Annotated in this window: 19 protein-coding genes; 6 read left to right on the forward strand and 13 right to left on the reverse strand. The window is 43.6% G+C overall.

Going from position 1 to position 25107, the window contains the following annotated elements:
- Positions 1-240, forward strand: coding sequence for a 2Fe-2S iron-sulfur cluster-binding protein (locus MAS10914_RS0111565; RefSeq protein ID WP_017316095.1), 240 nt, complete (start codon positions 1-3; stop codon positions 238-240).
- Here the strand turns inward: MAS10914_RS0111565 and MAS10914_RS0111570 are convergent.
- The 7 genes from MAS10914_RS0111570 to MAS10914_RS0111600 form a co-directional block, all read right to left on the reverse strand.
- Positions 221-4936 carry an nSTAND1 domain-containing NTPase gene (locus tag MAS10914_RS0111570; protein WP_017316096.1) on the reverse strand — a complete coding sequence of 1572 codons (4716 nt, stop codon included), beginning with the start codon at positions 4934-4936 and terminating at the stop codon, positions 221-223. The two genes, MAS10914_RS0111565 and MAS10914_RS0111570, sit on opposite strands and share 20 nt — an antisense overlap.
- 62 nt (positions 4937-4998) lie before the next feature.
- Complete coding sequence (locus MAS10914_RS0111575) at positions 4999-5946, reverse strand: DUF1822 family protein (protein ID WP_017316097.1); 948 nt, start codon at positions 5944-5946, stop codon at positions 4999-5001.
- A 13-nt stretch (positions 5947-5959) separates the two neighbouring features.
- Entirely contained in the window at positions 5960-6613 is a 654-nt protein-coding gene (locus MAS10914_RS0111580; protein ID WP_017316098.1) for a sigma factor, read from the reverse strand.
- Between the two features lie 362 nt (positions 6614-6975).
- Positions 6976-7428, reverse strand: coding sequence for an SRPBCC family protein (locus MAS10914_RS0111585; RefSeq protein WP_017316099.1), 453 nt, complete (start codon positions 7426-7428; stop codon positions 6976-6978).
- 37 nt (positions 7429-7465) lie between these two features.
- Positions 7466-8899: a 9,9'-di-cis-zeta-carotene desaturase gene (gene zds, locus MAS10914_RS0111590; protein WP_017316100.1), complete on the reverse strand. Its 1434-nt coding sequence runs from the start codon at positions 8897-8899 to the stop codon at positions 7466-7468.
- A gap of 161 nt (positions 8900-9060) precedes the next feature.
- Entirely contained in the window at positions 9061-9234 is a 174-nt protein-coding gene (locus MAS10914_RS0111595) for a ribbon-helix-helix protein, CopG family (protein WP_017316101.1), read from the reverse strand.
- Positions 9235-11196: 1962 nt separating this feature from the next.
- The gene (locus MAS10914_RS0111600; RefSeq protein WP_017316102.1) at positions 11197-12843 is read right to left on the reverse strand and encodes a DUF6930 domain-containing protein; all 1647 of its coding nucleotides are present in this window, start codon (positions 12841-12843) and stop codon (positions 11197-11199) included.
- 349 nt (positions 12844-13192) lie between these two features.
- Here MAS10914_RS0111600 and MAS10914_RS0111605 point away from each other — a divergent pair, with 349 nt between their 5' ends.
- The 3 genes from MAS10914_RS0111605 (at position 13193) to MAS10914_RS0111615 (ending at position 14373) form a co-directional block, all read left to right on the forward strand.
- On the forward strand, positions 13193-13549 hold the full coding sequence (locus tag MAS10914_RS0111605) for a HesB/IscA family protein (protein ID WP_017316103.1): 357 nt from the start codon (positions 13193-13195) through the stop codon (positions 13547-13549).
- A 72-nt stretch (positions 13550-13621) separates the two neighbouring features.
- The gene (locus tag MAS10914_RS0111610) at positions 13622-14047 is read left to right on the forward strand and encodes a tetratricopeptide repeat protein (RefSeq protein ID WP_017316104.1); all 426 of its coding nucleotides are present in this window, start codon (positions 13622-13624) and stop codon (positions 14045-14047) included.
- 77 nt (positions 14048-14124) lie between these two features.
- The gene (locus tag MAS10914_RS0111615; protein WP_017316105.1) at positions 14125-14373 is read left to right on the forward strand and encodes a hypothetical protein; all 249 of its coding nucleotides are present in this window, start codon (positions 14125-14127) and stop codon (positions 14371-14373) included.
- A 173-nt stretch (positions 14374-14546) separates the two neighbouring features.
- On the opposite strand, the gene thyD is transcribed toward MAS10914_RS0111615, so the two are convergent.
- A complete protein-coding gene (thyD, locus tag MAS10914_RS0111620; RefSeq protein WP_026082499.1) occupies positions 14547-15470 on the reverse strand; it encodes a thylakoid membrane protein ThyD in 924 nt (307 codons plus the stop codon).
- A 211-nt stretch (positions 15471-15681) separates the two neighbouring features.
- Here thyD and MAS10914_RS0111625 point away from each other — a divergent pair, with 211 nt between their 5' ends.
- Complete coding sequence (locus MAS10914_RS0111625) at positions 15682-16029, forward strand: hypothetical protein (RefSeq protein ID WP_017316107.1); 348 nt, start codon at positions 15682-15684, stop codon at positions 16027-16029.
- Positions 16030-16177: 148 nt separating this feature from the next.
- Here MAS10914_RS0111625 and MAS10914_RS0111630 read toward each other — a convergent pair whose 3' ends face one another.
- The 3 genes from MAS10914_RS0111630 to MAS10914_RS0111640 all read right to left on the reverse strand — a co-directional run bounded on the left by MAS10914_RS0111630 (position 16178) and on the right by MAS10914_RS0111640 (position 20709).
- A complete protein-coding gene (locus MAS10914_RS0111630; protein WP_017316108.1) occupies positions 16178-16612 on the reverse strand; it encodes an FHA domain-containing protein in 435 nt (144 codons plus the stop codon).
- 303 nt (positions 16613-16915) lie between these two features.
- Positions 16916-19369 carry a heavy metal translocating P-type ATPase gene (locus tag MAS10914_RS0111635; protein ID WP_017316109.1) on the reverse strand — a complete coding sequence of 818 codons (2454 nt, stop codon included), beginning with the start codon at positions 19367-19369 and terminating at the stop codon, positions 16916-16918.
- 1064 nt (positions 19370-20433) lie between these two features.
- Positions 20434-20709: a TM2 domain-containing protein gene (locus MAS10914_RS0111640; RefSeq protein ID WP_017316110.1), complete on the reverse strand. Its 276-nt coding sequence runs from the start codon at positions 20707-20709 to the stop codon at positions 20434-20436.
- Between the two features lie 576 nt (positions 20710-21285).
- Here MAS10914_RS0111640 and MAS10914_RS32090 point away from each other — a divergent pair.
- A complete protein-coding gene (locus tag MAS10914_RS32090; RefSeq protein ID WP_017315955.1) occupies positions 21286-22431 on the forward strand; it encodes a transposase in 1146 nt (381 codons plus the stop codon).
- A 35-nt stretch (positions 22432-22466) separates the two neighbouring features.
- Here MAS10914_RS32090 and MAS10914_RS0111650 read toward each other — a convergent pair whose 3' ends face one another.
- Together MAS10914_RS0111650 and MAS10914_RS0111655 are read right to left on the reverse strand one after the other, a co-directional pair.
- Positions 22467-24047: a CPBP family intramembrane glutamic endopeptidase gene (locus MAS10914_RS0111650; protein WP_017316111.1), complete on the reverse strand. Its 1581-nt coding sequence runs from the start codon at positions 24045-24047 to the stop codon at positions 22467-22469.
- A 380-nt stretch (positions 24048-24427) separates the two neighbouring features.
- Positions 24428-25060, reverse strand: a complete 633-nt coding sequence (locus MAS10914_RS0111655) for a Uma2 family endonuclease (RefSeq protein WP_017316112.1) — start codon at positions 25058-25060, stop codon at positions 24428-24430.
- Positions 25061-25107 lie beyond the last annotated feature (47 nt).

A 25107-nucleotide genomic window follows, 5' to 3' on the forward strand; every position in this document is an offset into this window, starting at 1 on the left:
ATGAGTGTTCGCGTCCGCTTTCTACCAGATGATGTTACAGTTGATGCCGAAGTGGGAGAACCACTGCTGGATGTAGCAGATCGGGCTGGTGTGTTTATTCCCACAGGTTGTTTGATGGGGTCGTGTTACGCTTGCAGTGTGGAAGTTGAGGATGGAGATACCATCCGTGCTTGCATTACGGCTGTACCACCAGGACGCGAACAGTTGACAATAAATTTGTTTAGTGACCCAACTTGGTAATAGCTAATGGTTTTATGTCAACACAAACTCGTCGCGAGTCATCGTTACTCATACCGTTGTTAGGGTTTTTCAGATAGTCCTGCGCCCAACTGCAACCGCGCCTTAACAAATCATCAAGATTCAAATTCCACAGAATCACGGTTCTGTCACCACCAGCAGAAGCGATGGTCTGCCCATCTGGGGTGAAACTGATGCCATAAACTGAACTACTATGCCCATTAAGGGTGGTGATCAAGCTGCCATCATGCTTCCACAATTTCACGGTGTTGTCAGCACTGGCAGAAGCGATGGTCTGTCCATCCGGACTAATACTGGCATCTGTCACCCGATCACTATGGCCAATCAGGGTGGTGATCAAGCTACCATTACGCTTCCACAGTTTCACCGTTTTGTCAGCACTGGCAGAAGCGATGGTCTGTCCATCCGAACTAATACTGACATCTATAACTCGATCACTATGCCCAACCAGAGTGGTGATTAAGCTGCCATCACGCTTCCACAGTTTCACCGTTTTGTCCCAGCTTGCAGAAGCGATTGTCTGCTCATCCGGGCTGATACTGACGCCAGAAACCTGATCGCTATGCCCAACCAGGGTGGTGATTAAGCTACCATCACGCTTCCACAGTTTCACGGTTTTATCAGCACTTGCAGAAGCGATAGTCTGCCCATCCGGGCTGATACTGACGCTTATAACTGGGGCACTATGACGAATGAGGGTGGTGATCAAACTGCCATCACGCTTCCACAGTTTCACGGTTTTATCAGTACTTGCAGAAGCGATTGTCTGTCCATCAGGACTAATACTGACGCCCATAACCCAACCGCTATGACCAATGAGGGTGGTGATCAAACTGCCATCGTCCTTCCAGAGTTTCACGGTTTTGTCCCAACTAGCAGAAGCGATGATCTGCCCATCAGGACTAATACTGACGTCCGTAACCCGCTCATTATGCTTTGTGAGAGTGGTGATCAAGCTGCCATTTCGCTTCCAGAGTTTCACGGTTTTGTCCCAACTGGCAGAAGCGATAGTCTGCCCATCCGGGCTGATACTGACACTCATAACTGGAAGGGTATGGCCGGTAAGGGTGGAAATTAAACTGCCATCGCGTCGCCAGAGTTTTACGGTAATGTCAGCACTGGCAGAAGCGATGGTCTGTCCATCTGGGCTGATACTGACACTCGTCACCGGGTCGCTATGTCCCTTAAGAGTCGTGAGCAAGCTACCATCACGCTTCCACAGTTTCACCGTTTTGTCAAAACTTGCAGAAGCGATCGTCTGTCCATCTGGGCTGATGCTGACACTCATAATCGGCTCGCTATGTCCCTTAAGAGTCGTGAGCAAGCTACCATCACGCTTCCACAGTTTCACCGTTTTGTCAGCACTGGCAGAAGCGATAGTCTGCCCATCCGAGCTGATACCGACACTCGTCACCGGTTCGCTATGTCCCTTAAGAGTTGTGAGCAAGCCGCCATCGCGCTTCCAGAGTTTCACCGTTTTGTCCCTACTGCCAGAAGCGATGGTCTGCCCATCCGAGCTGATACTGACGCCCATCACTCGATCATTATGCCCAGTGAGGGTGGTGATCAAGCTACCATCAGGCTTCCAGAGTTTCACGGTTTTGTCAGCACTGGCAGAAGCGATGGTCTGTCCATCCGAGCTGATACCGACACTCGTCACCGGTTCGCTATGTGCCTTAAGAGTGGTGATCAAGCTGCCATCGCGCTTCCAGAGTTTCACGGTTTTGTCAGCACTGGCAGAAGCGATGGTCTGCCCATCCGAGCTGATACTAACACTTGTCACAGGAGCGCCATGACCTGAGAGGCGATTCTGTTCTTTGACGCCGTAAAAGACCTGTAGCAACCCGCTAACTACCTGCATTCGGGTCTTAGGTTCTACTATGCCTGACTTTTGCTGTCGCAGTTTTTTCCCGACCTTTAAGCTTTCTATCAACCCATCAAGTTGTAAAAGACCACTTGCACTAGTGCTGGCTGCTAAGATTTCGGCGTTTGCATACTGCTTGTCGATTTCATGCCACTGGTTAAAGGCAAAAATAGCTGCTCCACTCACAAGTATTGTAGAAGCAATGGCTACGCTAGTCATCCTCTGAGCAGCTTGACGCGCCTTCCTTTCCTGCTGTAGGTCTCGTTGTCTGCGTTCTTCCTCTTCTCGCAGCAGGCGATCGCGTAATTCCAAACTCAACTCAATAAACACCCGTTCAGGTGGACTTATCTCTTCCAAACGCAAGTGCAGCCAAGCCTCAGCCTCCGCTAAAGATGCACCACGCAACAAAGCACCCTCATCATTACTGCTAATCTCCCATTGACGCAGTCCCCCCCGTAACCTCTCCTGCCAAGTGCGAAAGGTGCGATCGCTCTTCATCCACTCTTTCAAGCGTCCCCAACCCAGAATCAAAGCTTCATGCACGACCTCCACTGTTTCTTCAGTTGTAGCTTCGTCATAACCAATCACCACTAGACGCATATCCTCACTGTTAAGGCGCGTCACCAACTCCCAGTTTTCTTCTCCTATCTCTTGGCGCGTGGCTAGACGCCGAGTATCTTCCGTCCCCGTTGTTTCCCCTGGACGCACCAGTTGCGTGAAAACTCGCCTGATCTGTTTTGGATGATACTCTTGAACTATCTGGTCGTAGACTTCCTCTGCGTATTTTCCCAGAGCTTCTTCGATACCGCCTATTTCGTTGTAAGCCTGATTCGTCAGTTGACGGGTTCTGTTTTTTATGGCTTCTGTCCAAAGCTGTTTCAGGGTAAATTCTAGCAAAGGCAGTTTGTCTGGTGGTGACTTTTGTTGCGAGTTTTGGGCTTCCCTGTGTATTTTTTGACCAACGTCATTGAGAATACGCTCTATCAATCCTGCCTCTAGTGTCACACCATAGGAGTATGCAGGATGTGCGATCGCTTCCCGTAATTCCTGCTGATTCATCGGTCCCAGGTTCAGACAATTATCCTGCAAAGCATCATTAAAAGCACGGTAGGATTGAGCATAGCCGTAAAAGTCAGACCGCAGCGTCAGCACCAGTTTGAAACAAGGAGCATCGTACACACCTCCCAACAAGCAATCGAGAAAACTCTCGCGTTCTTCAAAATCTGGACAGAGGGTGTAGAGTTCCTCAAATTGGTCTGCCACTAACAGAATCGATTTGGGATTGGCTGATGATATCCTGGCGATGAATTGGGTTAAGGCATCCTTGCTTGAGCGCAGTTGAGTTGCCAGTTGGTGAATTTGCAAGAGGCGATGCTCCATCTGGGAACCACCCAAAGGGCGCTCGTCTTGGGTTGGCTGAGGTTCACCCTCATTGCCTGCACTTGCCTGGGTTGATTGCACACTTAGAAGTGCCGCAGCTAGGGAATCAAAGGGACGCTTTCCAGGACGGAAATGGGCAATTTGCCATTTGTCTTTTTCCTCTAGCAGATGGGGAATGAGTCCAGCAAACACCACCGAAGACTTACCCCTACCGCTTGGTCCAATCACCCCCACCATCGGCTTGTTTTTCACCGCCTCTAATAGACGCTGTGTGAAAGCTTCCCGTCCAAAAAACACTGAGTTATCTTCTTCTCGGAAACCAGATAACCCTTTGTACGGGCAACGAGGAGTACCCCCCAAATCTATCCACCTTGGCGGTAATTCTGCGGGGTTCTGGCAAATAACAGGCAACCAACTGGCATAGGGAAATTGGTTTTCTAACCACTCCAAACGTTCCCGTGCTTGCCGCACTGCTAGATACAGAGGTTTTCCACTGGCAAAGCCACGTAGAAAGTGCTTTAAAAAGTCCTGTGCGACCTGATCGGCGACTGGTTCCCGCATAACTATCACTTGCGGAAGCTGCAAAGACGCCAACTGCCGTGCTAATCCTAAGCCATCACAACAGTTAAAAATTGTCAAGCGTAAGCCGCGTTGTATCGCTGCGGTGACGGCATAGTTTAATTCGGGAATGGTTAAACTTTCCGAGGGGTTAATATGAATTTTGCCTGTGTCCCCTTCAGTTTCACCATGCCCAGCAAAAAACAGAATACTCCATCCTGTATTATCCCACAGTTGATCATTTAATTCTTGGCGAGATGGCTCAACCAGAAAGACGATTTCGGTATTGGGTAAATTTTTTTGTAGTAATTTGCGGTCTGTGTTGATATCAATCCCGGTGCTATTGCCGAAAATAGCTAAGATACGGACTTTCTCTCTCTCAGCAATATTTTGTACTGTAGCGGGTGCTTCAAAAGTTGGATGACTTAAAGCTAATTCAGCCTTGGGGTAACGCTCAAAGAAGTCCCATAGATGCCAGGGAAGTTGTAGTAACTCAGGGTTTTGTGCTTGCAACAGTACCCTAATGGTGTCATCGCGGTGTAATATTTCTTTCAATCTTTCCCGAATCAGGCGAAACTCCTGGGATTGATTGAGCCAAGTATTAAGTTGATTTCGCAACGCTTCGGCTGCACCCACCGCCTGTTCTGTGTTGATGGAAGCGTTGGTGATTCCAGATTTTGGTTTAATTGCCCGTGAAAGTTCATGGCGATGAGCCTGCTGCCATTTTTTATAAAATTGGGGCAATTCTGGGCATTGAGGTAATGCGCCAGAAATTCCCGCTGATAGGAATGCACCCTCTTGACCTATTTGAAGGGTGACGGCAAAACCTTGCTGAAAATCTCCAACCACGAAGTTGAGGACAACAATTTTATCCATGAAGGTGTTGGATAGGTGTAATAATTTTCCCGTGACAAGGGGGGGAACACAGGTCAGGCAAATTAGATGACAAAGTTTTCGGTGATGCTATCTGCTGCCAGAGTGACTCTGATAGAGAATTTATCACCAGGAGAACCTGTAAACTGGAGTTGCAACCAGTTATCTGCTCTTGCTTCAGCTTCCAAGGTGGGAATTGGTTCACCAAATTCATTAAGTACAGTCAGTTTCACCCCATCTGCCAGATAAAGAGAATCATTTCCCGGATACAGTCGCAGGCGAATATCAATTTCTTGCTCAGAGAGTTTTCGCTGCCTAACAATCAAAGTAACGGTCTGTTCGGGCATTTGCATCCCTAATCTAATCACCTTAGCAGCGTTAACTTCTGATTCGTCAGCACTGCGGGCGGAACGAACAGCACCAGCAAATACCAACTCTTCAGGTTGCCATCCGCCATCAAAAAAGTCGTCAAACCATTGATTTAAGCGCACCAACCCCTGTTCTAATCCCAAAATGGCATTTTTGAGACCAGATATTACTGGCAAAGGTTCTAGACTATCAATTAAATCTTCCAAAGAACCCAACTGACTTAGGGAGAACTCTTCTTTTGTCACTTTTGCGACAAACCCTAACAGTTTTGCTTCCCAAGCTTCCTCATCAATTTGCACCATTACATAACCAATCCGGTCATCCCAAACCTCTGGTGGTACATAACATACTTTGGCATCAGGTAATACAGGAAGACATTCTAACTTCCCGACATCTTTTATTTGTAACTCAGCCACATTCATCAGCGTCCTTGAACCTGGATTCCAATTGTAACTGTTGTCTAATTCTGTCTCTATTTCTAGACAGTTACAGTAGAAATTTACCGCATATACTGCCAAAGTATTGAGACGGATTTGTTGAATTTTCTGAAGGTCTTTCTGTCCCTGGCTATAATGTTTAGCAAGCTGATACGCATCAGATGTCAGGGGAACTGTAAACGTCACCGATTCTGTTAAGTAACTCATAGTTAATTCTCTTCTAATTCTGTAAATATTCTTTAATTTTTACAGCAAAACTCTTTATAGACCTCTGATAAAAGCTCGATAAAGCAGACACAGTAATACCCCATTCATCTGACATTGCTTGCCAAGATTGTTTGTCTAATCGACGTAAAGCGATTTCTTGAAAATTTGCCTCTGGATGTGCTTGTATGTGCTTCCGTTTAAATTCTCCATCAGCATCTTCTGCAATAAATTGTCGCACTTGTTCACATTCAGAAAAAGTCGTTTCAGGTGTCTTAATCGTCTCGCCTAGGGTAGTCTCAGAACCCTCAGTGAAATTGGAATTTTGAATCGGTTCATCTAACGACCGTGTTTGCTGCTGATGATACTTATTAATCGCATCTTTAAATCTCTTATCGAGTATGAAATTGACCCAAGTCATCACCTTGCCCTTTTGAGGGTCATATTGATGAACTTTGCGGCAAACATACAACCAAGTTTCTTGAAGTGCTTCAGCGTATACTTGGGGAGGGAAATCTGATTTGTTTGCACAGAAAAGCTTACCAGATTTTTGAATCGCACTAACGAGCCGTGTTAAAGCTAATTTCCGCATCTTAGTCTCTGACGTTTCCGGAGGATACTGCTTAACTGCTAAAGCTAGTTTCTCTAGAATGCTGTCTATTTGATCCATAGAGCAATTAGTATTGCTAAGGGTTAATTTCACTTAAAAAAATTGCTACGTAGAAGGGCTTAATTACAGCAGTTCTCATGAGTGTGAAATACACCGTATTGTAGGGGCGAACCGCCCTATGCCCAATGAGCAAGCTGCACGTTGGTGGAGCCTGCACTTTGCGCTTATGTCCGTACATATGTATTGCATCAATGTAGAATCGCTATATGCAAGTAAAAAACGTGATAGCTTATTTACCCATAAATCAACCCCTTGTGCTTTGAGTCTTCTAAATTGATTTAACTCAGCACAAGGGGCAAATTATGCACGGATTTAAATTTTTTATGTTTTGAATATCGCTACGGTAGTGAGCAATACCCACCCTACTGAGGTGAATTTGATTTAACCTTGAGGGCATATTCTCGAAACCTTTCCATATTACCCTTGAGGGTCGATTCCACCGCCCTTCCCAAAAACAAATTATCCATAATTTTCCCTAAGATACCAGGGATAGCATAGGCAACGGAGAGTTTAACAATACTACTACCATGACGGTCATAAAAACGCACTGCCCCCTGATTCGGCAAACCATCCACCGATTCCCATTGGATGATTTGGTTCGGCACAACCTTGAGAATGCGCGATTTCCAAGTAAACTCCAATCCGCCAGTGTTAAGTGTCCATAAAGATATCTCTGGGTTATCCGGCGGAATCTTAACAGACTCAATCCACTTCATCCACCGGGGCATTTGCTCCAAATCAGCCCAGAGGCTCCATACTAACTCTATGGGAGCCTCAACCTCAACCTGCACACTATGCTCCAACCAATCTGCCATATCTGTTATTCCTTGGCGTCCTTAGCGCCTTGGCGGTTCATTTCTTCACATTCTCCAAAATAGCTTTCGCCGCACGCCTTCCTGAAATTGTTGCACCCTCCATACTATCGATATAATCCTGCTGGGTATAACTCCCTGCTAAGAAGAAATTAGGAATAGGTGTCTTTTGCTGAGGACGATAAATATCTACTCCTGGTGCTTCTCTGTACAAAGACTGAGCAAGTTTGACTACACTGTACCAAGTCATATTTAGCTCCCGTGACGAGGGGAACAACTCATGCACTTGGTTGAGCACGTGTTGGGCGATCGCCTCATTACTTTGCTTAATAAATGGATCGCCTGGAGTCAGTACCACCTGCAATAGTGAACCTTGCCCTTCCTTGTAATAATTACCAGGGCTAGTCAATGCCAAATCAGCAAAACAAGAAAAGTCAGCATCGGCAGTATAAAGCAAGTTATCAATTCCTGCTGCATGGTTGAGCTGTTTGCGCTCTTGGGCATCATGTAGTTCTGTCACCCAGCCGTCAAAGCGCAACTGAACTGTTGCTACTGGCACACATTCCAACTTATATATATTGTCAAACTCTGACCACTTGCGCCACACTTGAGGTAACAAACGCTGAATTCCTGGGACATCACAGGCTACGACATAGGCATCAGCGGTGATTACTTCTTCTGTATCACCATCAGCCACTACCAGACCAGTGACATGGGTTTGTTCTCCCTCAGTAAACTGTATTTCTCGCACTCTCCGACGAGTGTAAATTTTTGTGCCTCTTGCTTCTAGATATTCCAAAATAGGCTTGTGCAAGTAGTCATAGGGGGAACCTTCCAGCATTCGCAGCTTTGACGCTTCGGTTCTGACTGCAAACAACTGAAAGACTGTCAGCATACAACGGGCAGAAATGTGTTCGCAATCGATAAAGCCGAGGGCGTAGGCGATCGGGTTCCACATCCGCTTGATACTACCCTCATTACCACCGTGACTGCGGAACCAATCGGCAAAGCTGACTTTATCTAAGTCGCGGATGTTTTTCATCGCACCGTCAAAGTCCACTAAGCCGCGTACTATCGGGCTAGTTCCCAATGCTACTGCATTTTGCAACTTATCCAATAACGAAAGTTGGGAAGCGGTGAAAAACGCTTTTAATCCATTAAAAGGCGCACCCATCATGAAGCGAAAATCTAAAGCACCAATTCTTCCCCCCTTATTGATGAAAGTGTGGATATGATCCTTTGGGCGTAGGTTTTCTGCCCCTACTTTTTTCATCAATTCCAAAAGCTGGTAGTAGTTGCCAAAGAAGACGTGCAACCCCATTTCAATATGGTTACCATCGCCATCAAGCCAACTGCCTACTTTCCCACCAACAAATGGACGGGACTCAAAAATATGGACTTCACACCCAGCATCAGATAAATCGACAGCGGTTGCTAGCCCAGCAAGTCCCGCACCTACGATTGCAACGCGCATTCCGTCCTTCCTTATCACTTTCTTTACAAATTGTAACTGGGTTGGTGTCGGAATTTGCCACTCATATCAATTTATGAGTGAGGAGGTCGTAGTCAGTAGTTGGTAGCCCGTCGTCAACAACCTTTAGATTCTTGACTTTAGACTCTAAACTCTAAATATCCTCACCTGCTTACTTCTTGAGCCTCCTCGGAGGAGAGCGGCAGTCCTCGGATCAGCTCTCGGATAACATCCGTTGCAGGTCTACCCGTCTGCCGACAATACTTGTCCAGTTTTTCCGCCTCCTGTGCTGCTAAATTCACAGTGATACGTTTTACAGCCCATTTCTTATTTGTCATTTTATTGTGCTATCTGCTTGATGTTAACATCCTCAAAAGGAACTAACTACGAGATGAAAAGGATAAGATTATCAGAGTTTTTGTCAGGAAACAAGTCAATTCGTTGAGACTAAAAACTTGTTCGATGTTGTTAAAGTATGCTTCATTTTCCAATAAAGTCTAAAAAGAGAACTCTTTTCATTGCTCTTGTGACAGGAAAAATAGCGCACACTCGTTGCTAAGAAAATAAACTCAGCAACAAGATGAGCAAAGCCTGACTATGAATTTTATGAATGTATTTGAGATATTTTCTGTCAACAAAATAACGAATTCTAATGTTTGTGGTTACAAAAGCATTTCACGTTTTCTACAACCAAAGTAAACAAAACACTTGAGACATAAAATCATAATCATGCGCTACAGCTACCTTGTATGCGCGTTGCAGTAGCATCCACAGGTAGCTACGAATGACTTTAAAGTTAGCACCAACAAGCAAATGATCTTAAGACGAAACCTGTTTTGTGAACATTTGGCTGGTGTCATGAAAGTGCATAAGTTAAATTTAGCGTGTAGTTCGTTTCTATCTTATCAGCATCTATCTTGATTTCTGTCAAGAGCTTTGAAACCACAGCAGCCTTCAAACTTAAAAATATCATGATTCTTTTTGTTTTCTAAGGTGCCTAACTTATCAACAAAGAATCTTTCATAAGAACTATAATTTCTTGCCATAATACTGCATAAATGAAACCATCGACTTATCACATTGTATATTCTTATTGCCCAGTTTTTTATTCTTTACTAACTTTTTATCAATCTTCTTAAAAAGAAAAAGTTTAATCTATTTATAAAAAAATGGTAAGGACACCTTAAAAATTGAAATTTTGTTTTTAATGATTTCCATAAAATGAATTTATGAAAACTTTATGAAGATTAATAATTGAAGCTTCTATGAGATTTATAAGTTAGATAAACGGTAATATAGAGTCATCTCAATAGGAGTTAGTTATTACTGACTAACTAACTAGTCATACATGAAATTTGCATTTATAAGCAGATCTTGATGGTTGCACAGAAGTTCCAGAAGATAGATATGGAAACGGTGACAGGCAGCTTGAAGAATTTTGAATAAATTCTTGGTATCTCCTATTCATGTCACTTCTAGTCCCCATTACCCTTATTCCAAGAATCTGGAGTCTCTCAATCCTATCCTAATAAGTTAAAGGAAAGTTGAAGATGACTTTTGGTAGCTCCTATAGCAGTCCTAAATCATAAGCCCTACGGGCACGCTACGCGAATGTGAGAAACCACAAATGACAAATGACGAATGACTAAGGACAGCCTTCTCCGGTTCCAGACGCTGCGCGAACACGGAAAATCTCACAACTCAAATAGGATTGCTATAGAGTGTTAACATTGATTTGTGTATTGCGTATTTAGTTTGCAGCAGTGCATACCACAAAGATAAATTTACTACAACACACTGAAATTTTAGTGACGAAATATAAAACTTTACTCATATGTGCTTTTTGTCCACATTTGAGCTAAATAATGCTCTGATAAAATAGAACTCTTTGAGATTTTTTGTAGATTTCAAAGTTTAAAAACTAAGAAATAAAAATTTTGTTTACTTTTTTTAAAGGGAATAAACACTTTAATAGTAAAACAACAGTAGGTTGCCTGTAGCAGCAGTACTATAACTTACTCATTGGCAAGGCTCTTGAGGCTGAGTCAGGGATATGGGGTGTAGTGATGCTTTATTTTTCCCCTAACCGCCACATCCTACCAAAACTCCTTCCTAATTTTTTATTTCACTACATTTGTATCTGCCAACCATGATAAATAGTGAGAATGACCATCATTCTCTAGGGTTTTGCATAGATAGAGCGCTTCTCATCCGGATGAAGTACAGCCTTAGCTGTATCTGTGTGCATCTATGGTTCCTTAATTCTTTGATGTATTCCACCCAATTGAAAACCCCTCTATTTATTCAAATTGGAGTTGAGGCATGAGTTGAAGAGTACCAATGCCCAAATCTTTGGGAGAAAGAAACCGCGCTTCAAACAAAGCCATCATATCTCGTAACTGGGGATTACCACGAGAAGACCCTGTTAATCCTTTAGCAATAATCAAGCCACAGTATCCGTTAGTATTTTTACACCGCTGATTCCATTTTTCCCGGGCTTCTACGTGTATTGGATCATCATCTTCAAACTCACCAAACAGGAATAATTCGCTATTTTCGGTTTGTAACAAACCTAAGTCGTAACGCTTCCCATCAAAGGGATCAGCACCTGGATTAAAACAAATTGCTTTGAGTCCTCCAGCTTGTTCGATATTCGAGATCACAGTTTTCGCCTTAGGACGGGAAGTTTGAATTAAAATCACAGGCAAACCATCCCCTGCTTGTGTAATTTCCCCAGTCTGATGGTATATTGCCCCCTTATGCAAGTACTCCAACATCTCCCATGACACAACTCCTAAACTGAGGAATGAGTCTTCTGGTATCAAATCATCTCGTAATGACCGGAAGATTGGTATCGATTCTGACTCCGTTTCATCATCCAGGGCATCAAAACCTGCTATTTCCTCTAACTCCGTGGCTAACTGCGGCATGGAAGAGACAGTCACAGACACTGATTTTGTTGGTTCATTTGACGACTCGGGTAACGAAATGCGATAGCGTCGGCTGAGGGTCGGGAAGGTTTCACTACCCAGCTGACGGCGGTAATCACGGATAAAGCGGCAAAAACTTTCTAGTGCGACGAAGACCACAAGTGCTTCTTCGTCATACAAAACAGACCGCAGTCCTTCTAAAGGATGGATATTACCGAAGGTGGGGTCAATTTCTGATAATGGCAAATCCGCTAAGTCACTGAATTCATCTTCGTCTTCGTCGGATTCGTCACCACTCTCAAAGGTCAGAAACAAACAATCTTGTTTTAGAAAAGCTTCTTCTAAATGCCCTTGTGATTCGTCTTCTCTTAAAACGCTTGCGCGAAACCGCTTCAAGGACTCTTGTGAACGATAAAACAAAACCCCATACTCCATCCCCAGCATCCCCATAACTGAGGCGTAGAGTGTACCAACATCCCATTTATTAATTTCTATGGACAAAATTTGCTGTTCTTCTAATAATTCCCAAGGCGCTGCTTGCCAAATTGCAAATGCTTTTTCTCGCAGCACTTGTGCATACTGTGGGGGTAAATCGGGAACTTGGCTATCGAGGATGTCAGCAAACCCGCGAAACAGTTCATCAATCAAAGGCAGTTCTGGTACATAGTCAATCGCAATGTCCAAATCCTGTAGCACTCCGCGCAGGTAAAATTGGATTTCGCGGTCTTTCACCACAATTCTTTGAGGGCGAGCAGGTTTTGCTGGACTGTGAGGATGCTCCATCGCTCGCATTAAGGTACGAACAATTGCTTCTGGACCTGTTTCTGGTGCGACTACATCCATACCCCGGACAATGCCTTGTGAGCCATCCACCCAAAGAATGCATTCACCCTTTCCCTCTGAATCTGAGTTCTGGGTTTGTGATGACGACAATGGACGGCGATCGCCCTCCCACACAGAAGGAATTTGGGTTAATTTCTTCAGTCGACGACTGGTAGAGCGATTAAAACTTGTCATAGAGGTAAGCTAATTAAAACAAGCAATATAGAATTAAACTTTCGGATCAGGGCACGCAAGAGATGAAAACTCTCTGGTTGTTTATCAATAGTGGTCGCTGCTGGTGGATACCACAAGGTTTAAACTTCATAAATATCGAATCTCTAAACACATTGAATCTCTCAATTCTAGAATAAAAATCTTTGCGTGCTTTTGACGGAGTATTTACAATTTGCATTCGAGCGACATTAATATCGCTAGAATGGAGACAAAAACTTTTAGAGCCACCAGGCGGTAAGCTTGGAGTTGAAACTAGAGAGCTTGCCACTACACAGCCATACTCATAGCAGCTAAGGAGTACAAACAGCACATGACACAAGCAACTCAGTCTACACAACGGGGAATTCAGTTGAGCGAAGCAGGATTGCGGCAGGTGAAATTCTTGCAGGATAAGCAAGGCAAAGACCTATGCTTACGGGTTGGAGTGCGTCAAGGTGGCTGCTCCGGAATGTCTTACATGATGGATTTTGAAGACCCTAGCAAGATTACCGCTCAAGATGAAGTTTTCAATTATGAAGGCTTCAAAATTGTCTGCGATCGCAAGAGTCTATTATATCTTTACGGTTTAATGCTAGATTATAGCGACTCTATGATTGGCGGTGGTTTTCAATTCACTAACCCCAACGCCTCCCAAACCTGCGGTTGCGGTAAATCATTTGGAGTTTAATATAGTCATTAGTCATTACTCTTTTGTCGCATGACTAATGGCTAATGACTAATGACTAATGGCTAATGACTAATGACTAATACAGTTGAATCTCTGTTTGATACAGGTTTAGAACGTTATAAAGCCGGAGAAGCTGCTTCTTCGTTGATTCCTGTGTTTAAGGATCTGTGCGATCGCGCTCCCAAGAGTAGTGCTGCTTGGACTTGTTTGGCTTGGTTGTATCTACTAGATGACAAAGCTAGCTTGGCTTACAAGGCTGCACAAAAAGCAGTAAAGCTAAATCCACAAGACGTCCAAGCACGGGTGAATATTGCTGTTGCAATGCTGGAAACAGGTCAAAAAGGTTTGCGACAACACGTTGACTTTGCACAGCAGTTGATGTTTGTTAACCCAGAATGGCAAGAGGAAATTAAAAACAGTATGGAAGACGGTTTTAACAGAAAACCAGACTGGCAAAGTTTGGCAAAAGTCAAAAACTGGCTGTTTCCAGAAGAATAATTGCTAAATAGTTCCAAGTTTACAGTCAATAGTCCAAAACTATTGACTGATAGCTCGTGATTAATAACTAAATGGTTATGAAAGATAAATTTTTAAGCTGGCTAAACTTGGTTTTAGTGGCAGATGTGTTCCTAGTTTTGTTTGGTTTTGGGTGGTTAGCGGTTGCAGTGGTAGGTAAAACAGTTGGAGTCCCAATGGGCTTAGATTTGTGGTACAAGCTTTGGCAACCTGTATTTAACCCTGCTCTTGGCATCCTCATGGCTGGTGCCATCATGAGTGGCATTATCAATTGGGTTTCTCGGAAATTCCTAACAACTGGTAATTAAGGAATTGAGCATCGTAGGGACTAGTGGTCTGTCTCATTAATTCTGGTGGGTTGTAGAGACGTTGCATGCAACGTCTCTACGTTCCCTGTCTCCACGAATGAATTTAATTTTGCCCAACTACTTAAATGGGTGCTTTATTTCCGCCGTGATGTACTAGTCCCCAATACATGCCCCTAAGATTTAAGAATCTTGACCAGTGCTGGTTCCAAATTGGGATACTTGAACTCAAATCCACTTCCTAACGTGCGCTTGGGGACGACTTGTTGACCTTCCAGAACGACCATTGCCCCATCCCCTAAAAGGGTTTCGAGAGCAAACGCCGGAACGGGTAGCCAGGAAGGACGATTCATGACTTTTCCCATAGTTTGGCTCAATTGAGACATTCGGACAGGATGTGGGGCAGTAGCATTGTATACTCCTTGCATTTCCGGTTGCGTTAAAGCTTGCAGAATCAGGTTAACGACATCATCTAAATGAATCCATGAGAACCATTGCTGACCGCTTCCCAAGGGACCACCGGCGAAGAGTTTGAATGGTGTAATCATTTTGCCCAAGGCACCACCCATACCCAGAACAATACCCAATCGCAAAATGACGAGTCTTACGCCAGCTTCTGTGACTTTTGTTGCTTCTGCTTCCCAAGTTTGGCAAACTTGGGCAAGAAAATCGTGACCGGGTGAGCTTGTTTCATCAAAGGTAGCCGTTTCACTCGTACCGTAGTAGCCAATAGCCGAAGCGTTGACGAGCACACTAGGCTTGGGGTTAGCGTTGACTATTGCATCCACAATATTTTGCGTAGCGAGCTTGCGACTGTTTAAAATCTCCTGTTTGCGTTCGGGAGTCCAACGTCCTTCGCCAATGGGTTCGCCTGCTAGATTAACGACACCATCACAACCAGATATAGCACTTTGCCAAGCTCCTAATGCTGTTGGTGTATAAGCAACAATTTCCACATTGGAAAAAGCTGTAGGTGGAAAAACCTTTTGAGCATAGGTGGTGTTACGAGTTAACACCACCACCCTCCAACCTTCTTCATGTAGTCGTTCAACCAAACGACTACCTACAAATCCTGTTGCTCCTGCAATTGCTACTTTCATTATTAACCTCCGCCAAACCGCTATTTTAAAGTTTTTTATCAAAGTTTTGGCTTGCGCCACCTTGGCTTTGACTTTTGAAATTTGTTCGTATGTCTTATGCTGCGTTTGTTTGAACTTAAAACTTGGATTCTTTAATGAATCTATAATGACTTGGCTTTTAGATGGTTCGATATTATAGGATGGACGGAGTGTTGCAAGGCTTGGGGCTATTATGGCTCGCTATACCTGTTCATTTATTCTTTCTGTTCCTCTTGACCAGCTTCAACCCTTACTTGTAGAACTTCTGCAAGATTGTAATTTGGATGTTCAATACTATACATCCGATTACATCATGGCGCGTGAAATTCTTGGTCATGTATCCTTTTCCAAGATGGTAACCGTGGAAGCACTGATTGATAAAAGCACAGCTACTGAAGCAGAAACTCGGATGAGTATTGTGGTTAAAAACGAGGAACTAGCACTTCAGCGAGATAATCACTGCCGACAAATGTTTGAATACCTTAAGCAGGCTATTGAAGATTCCCGTCATTGGCATCTCATTGAAAGCCTCGCGGGCTAGTCCTAGTAGCTATTAGTGCTTGTAGTGCTTGCAAACAGAGGCGTCTGCTAAGGTTAGCTCAATCACAAGGCTAGCTTGTAGCAAAACGCCCTACCAAAAAATGTGCAGGCTGACAGTCGAAAAGAAATATTCCACAATCACTAAGCCTTCAGTCCTCCATGTCCTCGGTCATGCCAGGGTTTATAAGTGTAATGTCATACTCACTGGAATCGGTTTGTCCTCCTGAACGCAGGCTATCTTTAAGCAGGTAATAAATAGCACGTACTTGAGGACCAAACACAATTTCATCCTCATTTTTCAAGTCATGGGCTGGCATCTTCCGTCCATTAATCATCAGACCGTTGGAACTAGGTTTGCCTTTGGCATCACCATCGACTATTCGATAATAATAGCAATGCTTCTTACCAGCGCGCGGCATCCTAACTAGTGTGGCATGGCGGCGCGAGACAAACTGCGAGATTAAACGGATATCGCAGTCGCGGTCTCTACCTATGGAATAGACGGGGCGATCAAGAATAAATTCTTTGCGTCCTTGATCGTCTTCTATTATCAGTAAATGGCTTTCATTTGTTTCTGTTACCATTGACAAATCGTTGCTAAATTCGTCGGTTGAACTGTTATTAATCAATTATTAATCAAGATTTGTTTAGTTTTGTTTGCTGCCATTCTCTAAGTAAAAGTCTATGCTAATTATCTTATATGCATTTAAATTGCTTGGTTATATGCAAGAGTAGAACAGCCTGTTCTACTCTTTTAACTATTGTGGCTGTTACAACAGCATCAACAGGTTTTATGAGTCTCAAAATAGCTCACTATCGACCTAGTTTAACCTGAGATTGACAAAACCAATATTTGCGCTCACAAATAATACCTCAAAAAAAGGAGATTAGGAGTGATCAGCAAAACGTCGTAATAAAAGGGAATTAGTGACGACACTTACAGAGCTAAAAGCCATTAATGCAGCTGCACCCGATGGACTGAGGACAAAACCTAAACTTGGCAATAAAATACCAGCTGCAAGAGGAATGCCAAGAGTGTTATAAGCAAAAGCCCAAAATAAATTCTGACGGATTTTGCTAAAGGTTGCACGACTAAGTTGAATGGATTCTACAACATCAGTTAAGCGATCGCGCATCAAAACAATTTCAGCTGTTTCCATCGCAACATCCGTGCCAGATTGTACAGCAATGCCCACATCTGCTTGAGATAAAGCAGGGGCATCATTAATACCATCTCCTACCATTCCAACAACAGAATGCTGAGTGCTTCCCTTTGTTCCCGATGCTTGTAATTCTTGTATCGCAGCAGCCTTCTTTGCAGGGAGAACTCCAGCCATGACATCAGCGCTATCTAGTCCTAGTTGTTTTGCTGTGGCACTTGCTGCTTGTTGTGTATCTCCACTCAACAGCATGACCCGCAAACCCATCTGACGCAACTGATCTACTACTGCTTGAGCATCTGGTCTTAAGGTATCTTGAATGGCAATCAGTCCGGCTACTGCGCCTCCAACTGCTACGAAAACGACTGTTTTCCCATCTTCTGCTAGCTCCTGAGCCTGTTTTTGTGCAGTTTCACTCAGAGAAATTCCATGCCAATGCAACCAGTCACAGTTCCCTAAAAGCACTAAAGTACCTTCTACTACAGCAGAGACACCAAGCCCTGGTTCTGTGTGAAACTCTACAGCCTCTGGGATAGATAACTCTTGCCGTTGCGCTTCTTGCTGAATTGCTATTGCTAAAGGATGAATCGTACCGCTTTCTACTGCTGCTGCTAGTTGAAGAAGAGCAAGGGAGGTAGGGGAAGGATTTTCTTCCTCTGCTGTAAAAGGTAGGCAATCTGTAACTACAGGACGCCCTGTGGTGAGAGTACCAGTTTTATCAAACACTACTGTGTCTAACTGGTGTACTTTTTCTAACACGTCGCCGCCTTTGATTAACAGACCCCGTTCTGCACCAATGGCTGTTCCCACGAGAATTGCTGTTGGCGTGGCAAGTCCTAAAGCACATGGGCAAGCAACTACCATCACAGCAATTGCTAGCTTTAAACTCACAAGGAGTGGGGTGTAGGCTGTCAAGTGTGGGGAGTGAGTTGTGCCCATCAAGGAGTGGTGAGAGATTTGCATGGCATACGACATAATTGCCTGATGCCAAATGTGGGTGCCGAAAAAGTACCAAAAGACAAATGTTAACAAAGCAGCTGACAAAACACCGTAGGTGAAGTAACCAGCTACCGTATCTGCTAATTTTTGTACCGGCGCTTTACGGGTCTGTGCGGCTTCTACGAGGGCGACAATTTGAGCCAGAGTTGTATCACTTCCAGTACGAGTCGCCTCAATTGCGATCACACCTGATTGATTGAGTGTCCCTGCTGTTACCAAATCTCCTGGTTGTTTTGTCACTGGTACCGCTTCTCCAGTCAGCATGGACTCATCTACTGTTGTTTGCCCATCCACAACCTCACCATCGACCGGGATTTTCTCTCCTGGCAAAACCTGCAACCATTCACCAACGCGCACCAATTCAGCTGGAATTTCTACAACTCCTCCATTAGAAGACGAGGGAGTTGATCCCGCAGTCTTCGGCTTGGCAATCAATCGCGCCACAATAGGCTGAAGGGCAAGCAATTCCTTAAATGCTGCTGCGGCGCGACCCCTGGCTTGTTTTTCCAGTGTCCGTCCTAGCAGGATAAAGCCCAACATCATGACTGGCTCATCAAAGAAGCACTCCCATCCAAGTTGAGGAAACACTAGAGCTACTAAGCTAGCGATGTAAGCTGTTAGTGTTCCCAGCCCCACTAGGGTGTTCATGTTCGGTGCATTGTGCCGTAAACCCAGCCAGCCATCCACTAGAATTGAGCGACCAGGAATGAAGAGCGCGATCGTTGCCAATCCACAGTGGAACCAGATGTTGTGTAAAACTGGTAGCACGTAACCACTAATGTTACCCAAATGACCAATGACTGACAATACTAACAGAACTGCCGCAATGACCAATTGCCGTTTAGCAGACTGCATTTCTTGACGCTGTCGTTGGCTAGGCTCTTGTATTGATTGTGTCTCAAGGGCTACTTTCCCGCCAAGTTTCCGGGGTTGAGTTGGGAACCCAGCCCCTGTCAGTTGCTTTGCTAGTGCATCCGAATCGACCACACCAGCTTCCAACTCTACGACTGCTACCTCTGTCGCCAGGTTCACACAGGCGCTCTTGACTCCTGGATGCTGAGTGAGCTGACGTTCTACTGCCCTCACACAGCCAGCGCACTTCATACCGCCGACATCCAAAGTGATTTTCTCTGTGGTCGAGGCTGGTTCTGGGGAAAGGTTAGTTTTCGAGACAATTTGCATGGAAAGTTTTTGAATTTGCTACGAAACTTCAACGCCTCTGTCAAGGCGTCTCTTATTTGAGCGTAGGCGAAATCCAAAGCATTGACAGAATGTCAAACTTATTAATTTTTGTTAAGCTATGGTTGTGTAGGGGTGTAGTTGTGTATGTGTTATGGAATATTATTTTCAGTTTTGAATTTCTAATTTATTTCTCCTACACCCTGACACTCTTTACAGCGGTTTTCAAATATAACCGTTTTCATCTGGATGAGGTACAGATTTATCTGTGTTTATCTGTGTCCATCTGTGGTTTGTTATTTTTTAATCTACTACACTCAGTTGCAAACTGCTGTAAAAGAACCACATAATCAAAATTGAAATCCCTGTCCAGACGTAACAGGCACTTTCATTGCAATGTGGTCTATTTAAATCCAACCGGCTGTAACTCAAGGACAATTGAATCAATGACGACTCCAACGCAGATAAGCCATGTATGTAAGTGCAACCATCTGTAGTGGTATAAGAATGATCTCGGTTTTCCAGAAAGGATTTATTACCAAATTAGACATACTAGAGAAATAAGCAAATCCCACTACTGTGAGTATTGTCAAGGTTATATTTTTGCGTTTGAGCGCTAGCATATTAGTAGAAATAAAATGTTTATCAGTAAACAGGAATACTCTTTAGAGTAAGCAATATACTTGTAGTTTATTCTCAGCGAAGAATTAATTGACACTTACTAGAGAAATAGCTTTACTCCAAGAACGGTAAATAAAAGGAGAGATAAATTTCTGCAGTTTGTGACCAATGATCAAGGTATAAGCAATCGTTGCTCATAGCTGTCAATATCTCTCGTAAGCAAGTTGTTACATATTTTATTTGTAGAATGGTCATTGCCCATCCTACTACTGTAAAATTTTTACTTTATACACCTAGTAGTCTGGCAACCCAAAAATGACGGGTAAGAGTAGTTTGTAGTTGGTGCTTTAGCCCTAAAGCGCTCACTACAAACCCTTCAAAGTTGACTTAACAGACTACTAGAATAGATACCCTAAAATGCTAATTCAATACTGAGACAGGAATTTCTAAAACCAACCCTGCTTTTTCATGAAGTAGTTATCAACAAATTCATCGTGGGATTTGTTCAAGTAAATCATCCCTTCAATTAAACCTACAAGCTGCATAATCAACAATGTAAATCCGTAAGTGAAATAACCACCTACAAGGGAAATAACTAGCATGATAAATCCTTCTGGTGCGTACCCAAGAATAAATTTATGGATACCAAAACCTCCAAAAATAATGCCACAGTACCCCGCTAAAAGCTGTTTAGTGGCGTGGCTGGGGTTGAGATTAGCCATATGCGTCAAGCTCCTTCACTTTATGATTAATGTATAAAATTGAAATCCTATATTTCTATACAAATAAGTCTCTTTGCTTACTTGAGTGTTGATAGTTTCTCCTGAAACAGGAGAAACTCTACCAAAACAAGTATGCGAAAGCAGCGTACCACTAATTTTTAGGGAACGCTGAGGCGTGAGAGCACACATCTTTTCAGACGCCTGAGACTGCTCTCCTCAATAACTCCTCTTTCTTTACTTTAACGAGAAATTTCTAGCATAGTAGTTTCGCGCAATCTGATGCCCAAAAATGCTCTGAATTGAGTATTCCTGCAATCATCGCAAAATAGAAATATGCCCCACTACTTTATACAAGTTAAGTAGTGTCATTTCCGGATTTTTTATGTCCGCTTACTTACGGAGAGATCTCCAAGCGCTTAACTGCTATACATAGGTAGATGTTTAAGTGTACTCCCCGTTACACCGTTTTGGACGATGAATGAGAAGTAAAGTTCCCAATGCATTTTTCATTTCATCAATGAAAGGTTTAGACTTTTACACTTAGCCTTGGTGATTAGTTTGTACTATGGAGGCAATATGACCCAAGGCAAACTGTTAGAGTTTTTAGAGGATATTGGCATCTCCATGTCAGCAGGGCATTTGTCCAACCTGTTGATCAAAAACCACCCTTGTTTTGAAAGCGAGAAAAGTGAAATCTATGAAGCTGGGCTAGCTAGCAGTCCCTGGCAGCAGTTTGACCAGACTGGTGCCCGTGTTGCTGGAGTCAACTATACCACCAATGTAGTGTGTAACCCTTTGTATACGGTCTACTTTACAACTCCCAACAAAGACAGATTAACTGTACTGAAGGGATTACAAAACGGACGAGAACTAGAGTTTCTTCTTAACCAACTCACCTTCTCACTCCTGGAGGCTTTCCAACTACCGACTAAATGGAAGAATTCTCTAAAACTCTTGCCTCAAGAAACTGTATTTAGCTGCACAGACTTTAATACACTACTTGATACATATCTACCCAAATTAGGCTCTGTCCAACGTACTCGTGTTTTAGAAGCAGCCGCAATCGCCTTTTATCATCAGCAAAGAGATTGGCCAGTGGTGCAAGCTCTCGTATGTGATGATGCTCCTCAGTTCAAGTTACTCACTGATGATTTGGCTTTATGCTGGGTAGATGAGGGACGACATTATAAGAAGTTAAGTCCACTGGTTGCTTATCATCAACAAGCCCTTGATAAATTCTTGGATGATTTCTGGGATTATTACCGAGAATTACTCACTTACAGAGATTTTCCCAGTGCAGAAGTCGCACGAGAACTAAAGTCTAAATTCTGGAAACTTTTTGATACAAAAAGTGGTTACGAACAGTTGGATGAACGAAAACGATTAACTGTTGCCAAAGCTTCAGAACTGCTTCTAGTTTTAGAGCATCCGGAATTACCCCTGCATAATAATCCTGCTGAATTAGCTGCTAGGACTATGGTGCAGCGACGTAATGTTAGCTATGCAACTCAGACAACTGAGGGAACTCAAGCTTGGGATACTTTTATGTCTCTTGTGGCTACTACTCGCAAGTTAGAAATCAGCTTTTTTGAGTATATGCGTGACCGTATTTCTCAAATTCGAGCAATCCCCTCTCTTGCCCAAGTTATTCGCGAGAAATCTTCTCTCATTCCATTGGGCTGGTCGTGGCAGCTTGAATCACTGCCTACCCCAAATTATTGAGCCGATACGATTTTCTCAAGGGAGAGTAAAAAATATTATTGACTGTTACTGCCTAAGACAAACAAGCTGAGCAAGGTGCCGCTATTCCAAAGGCTATGGAGGAGCATGGGAGCAAGGAGATTGCGCGATCGCGTGTAAACGATCCCCAACACAATACCCAAGGTAAACAGTGGTATAATTTCCGACAAGCTGAGGTGAGCAGCTGCAAACAGAAAACTACTGGCGAGAATTGATCCCCACACAGGTAGATAACGAGTGAGGGAAGGCAACAGAAAGCCGCGAAACAAAATTTCTTCAAAAATGGGGGCGGCGATTCCTGCGGTAAAGAAAAATATGCCAAGTGCCACGGTATCTTGACTTTCTAATGCCAGTTGTAACAAGGGATTACTTCCACCTTGTCCTTGCCATAGTTGTTGATTAACCAAAGACACAACCACCACTATGGGCAAAGCCACGCAGTAGCCACCCAACCCCCATAAAAACCAGGCACCTTGTAACCGAAAGCGAAACCAGTCCTCTGGTAAAGGGAAAAAGCGTTTTATAGATAAATAAAGTACTGATAGCGCACCAAATGCCAGCAACAAGTAAGTAATTAAGACATATGATGCCTGAATTCTGACATTAGGAGCCGGACGCGGGATGGGCAGCAGGGATATTGCCAGGGGAACAAGGATTTGTCCCATCAAGAAAAAGCCCACGACAAAAACTTGTAAAATTGTGTCGCCATCCCAAGGCGTTGACCAACGCACATCTGAATTTTGAGCCAAGAGGGCTTTTTTCCCTTTGACAAGGCGCTGACCAACCAAAAAAATTAGCACTCCTACACCCAAAAAAGCTGTTAGTGCTGGAACAGTACCAATAATTGCTAACTTCAATAATGCTTGTTCAGCAGCTTCTTGTTGAACTGCTTCGAGGTTGAATAAAGCATCTTGACGTTGCTGAAGTTGGTATAGCTGACTCAGAGGAATATAGCGAAACCAACCTTCTAAATTATTTTGAATTAATTGCTCGGAAGAAGGCAAAATACGCGGGGGATCACTCCTAAGCCCCGCCAACACAGCAGCAACTTTGCCAAATTCAGCATTAATATCTGAACGTTGCTGCAATTGACTCCAAGTTTTCTGAGCCGTCTCTATCTTTCCTTGCTGCGCTTGTAAAATTCCCAACCGCAAGTCTAATTCAGCAATCAATTTTTGTAGTTGGTTGACAGACTGCTGCAACTGTTGCTGTTGTAGTTGACGAGAGGTGTTGGTAGCAGGAGGTAGTTCTGGTTGGGGTTTAGGGGTTGTAGGAGTCGTAGGGGGTTCAGATTGAAGTTGTGCCAGTTGCTTTTTAGCTTTTTCCAAATTAGCCTGAGCAGATTTGCGCGCCTGTTGATACTGCTCTGTAGTGCTTTCAAGAGGTTGAACGCCGAGTAGTGTGTCCTGTAATGACTTGAAGTTCGCGTTGTTTTGATCTCGCGGTTCCCAAGAAGCAGCTTGCAGCACTATATTTGTTTGGTAAAGTTCCAAGCGACTCTGGAACTGAGGTTCCTGCCAACTACTTAACAAAGACGAGCCAGCAAACAATATTGCAACCAGCGTCAGTATTATTAAACCCAAGCGCTTAAGTGTCATCTATCCCCCCTTTATTAACCAGTGTAGAGCGCGAGCTTCACGAGATCCTTCTAAGGAGGCTCACCCCTTGGGAATTATCGCAAGAAAACGCTGTCAGAGTACAGTCTGAATACAGCGGTCGATATCATTAAATGTAAGAATTTGTGAGCAGCGTTACCATGCTAAATTACAGCCCATTGCACTGCTTGCCCTCTGCGGAGGATTTACCCAACTCAGACGATACTCCTGTGGATAATCAGCTACAAGAAATGAAACCACAGATGTAGGCGTAAGCCGTGCCGTAGGCTACACAGATAAATTATCAGTGTGCATCTGTGTGCATCTGTGGTTCTAAATATCTATATAATTATATTTTTGCGAAAAGTCTAATCAGATCCAAACTATAGTATTTTCCCTCTCACCCAAGCACGAAATGATTTCAGCAAAGCAATTTCCCCCACGGTTTTACTCTGCTCAATAAATCTGCTCATTTCATTTACCGATACTATAGGAAAGGCAAGACTAAAGCCGTGCTCAACATATTGCCCTTCTACCAATTGATAAAATTTCAATTCTTGCCCGTTATATCTCCAAAGTTCAGCTACACCTAGCGCAGAGTAAATCCCCAATTTGTTAACTGAACTGCTGGTAATATCAATTTCAATTGCTAGGTCAGGCGGTGGATCTACTTCTAAATCTAATTTTAGCTTACCTCTAACAACAGGTTCGTTTTTGATATAGTAACAGTTGTCTGGTTCTATTCCTCGTTTTGCTATTTGTCGTTTCAAAGTTGTAGAACCCGCACTTTTAATTTCAAATTCTAGTTCTTCAGCTAAAGCAACGATAAAATTACCAAAATTGCTTTTGTAGTTTTCATGTTCCAAAAGTGGAGTCATAATTTCTAAAGTACTACCGTCATATGCAAAGCGAGAGCCTCTGTCCTCACCTATTTCTTTGAGCAAGGCTTCAAAGGTTTCCCAGCTTACGTTTTGCAGTACTGTTCTTTGTTCAGCAGGACTTGAAGTAGCAATCATAGCAATTAGAAAGCATGGTAATACAAACAAAGTCCGCAGGTGCGGAC

The organism is Mastigocladopsis repens PCC 10914 (genome assembly GCF_000315565.1).
GTDB classification, from domain to species: Bacteria; Cyanobacteriota; Cyanobacteriia; order Cyanobacteriales; family Nostocaceae; genus Mastigocladopsis; species Mastigocladopsis repens.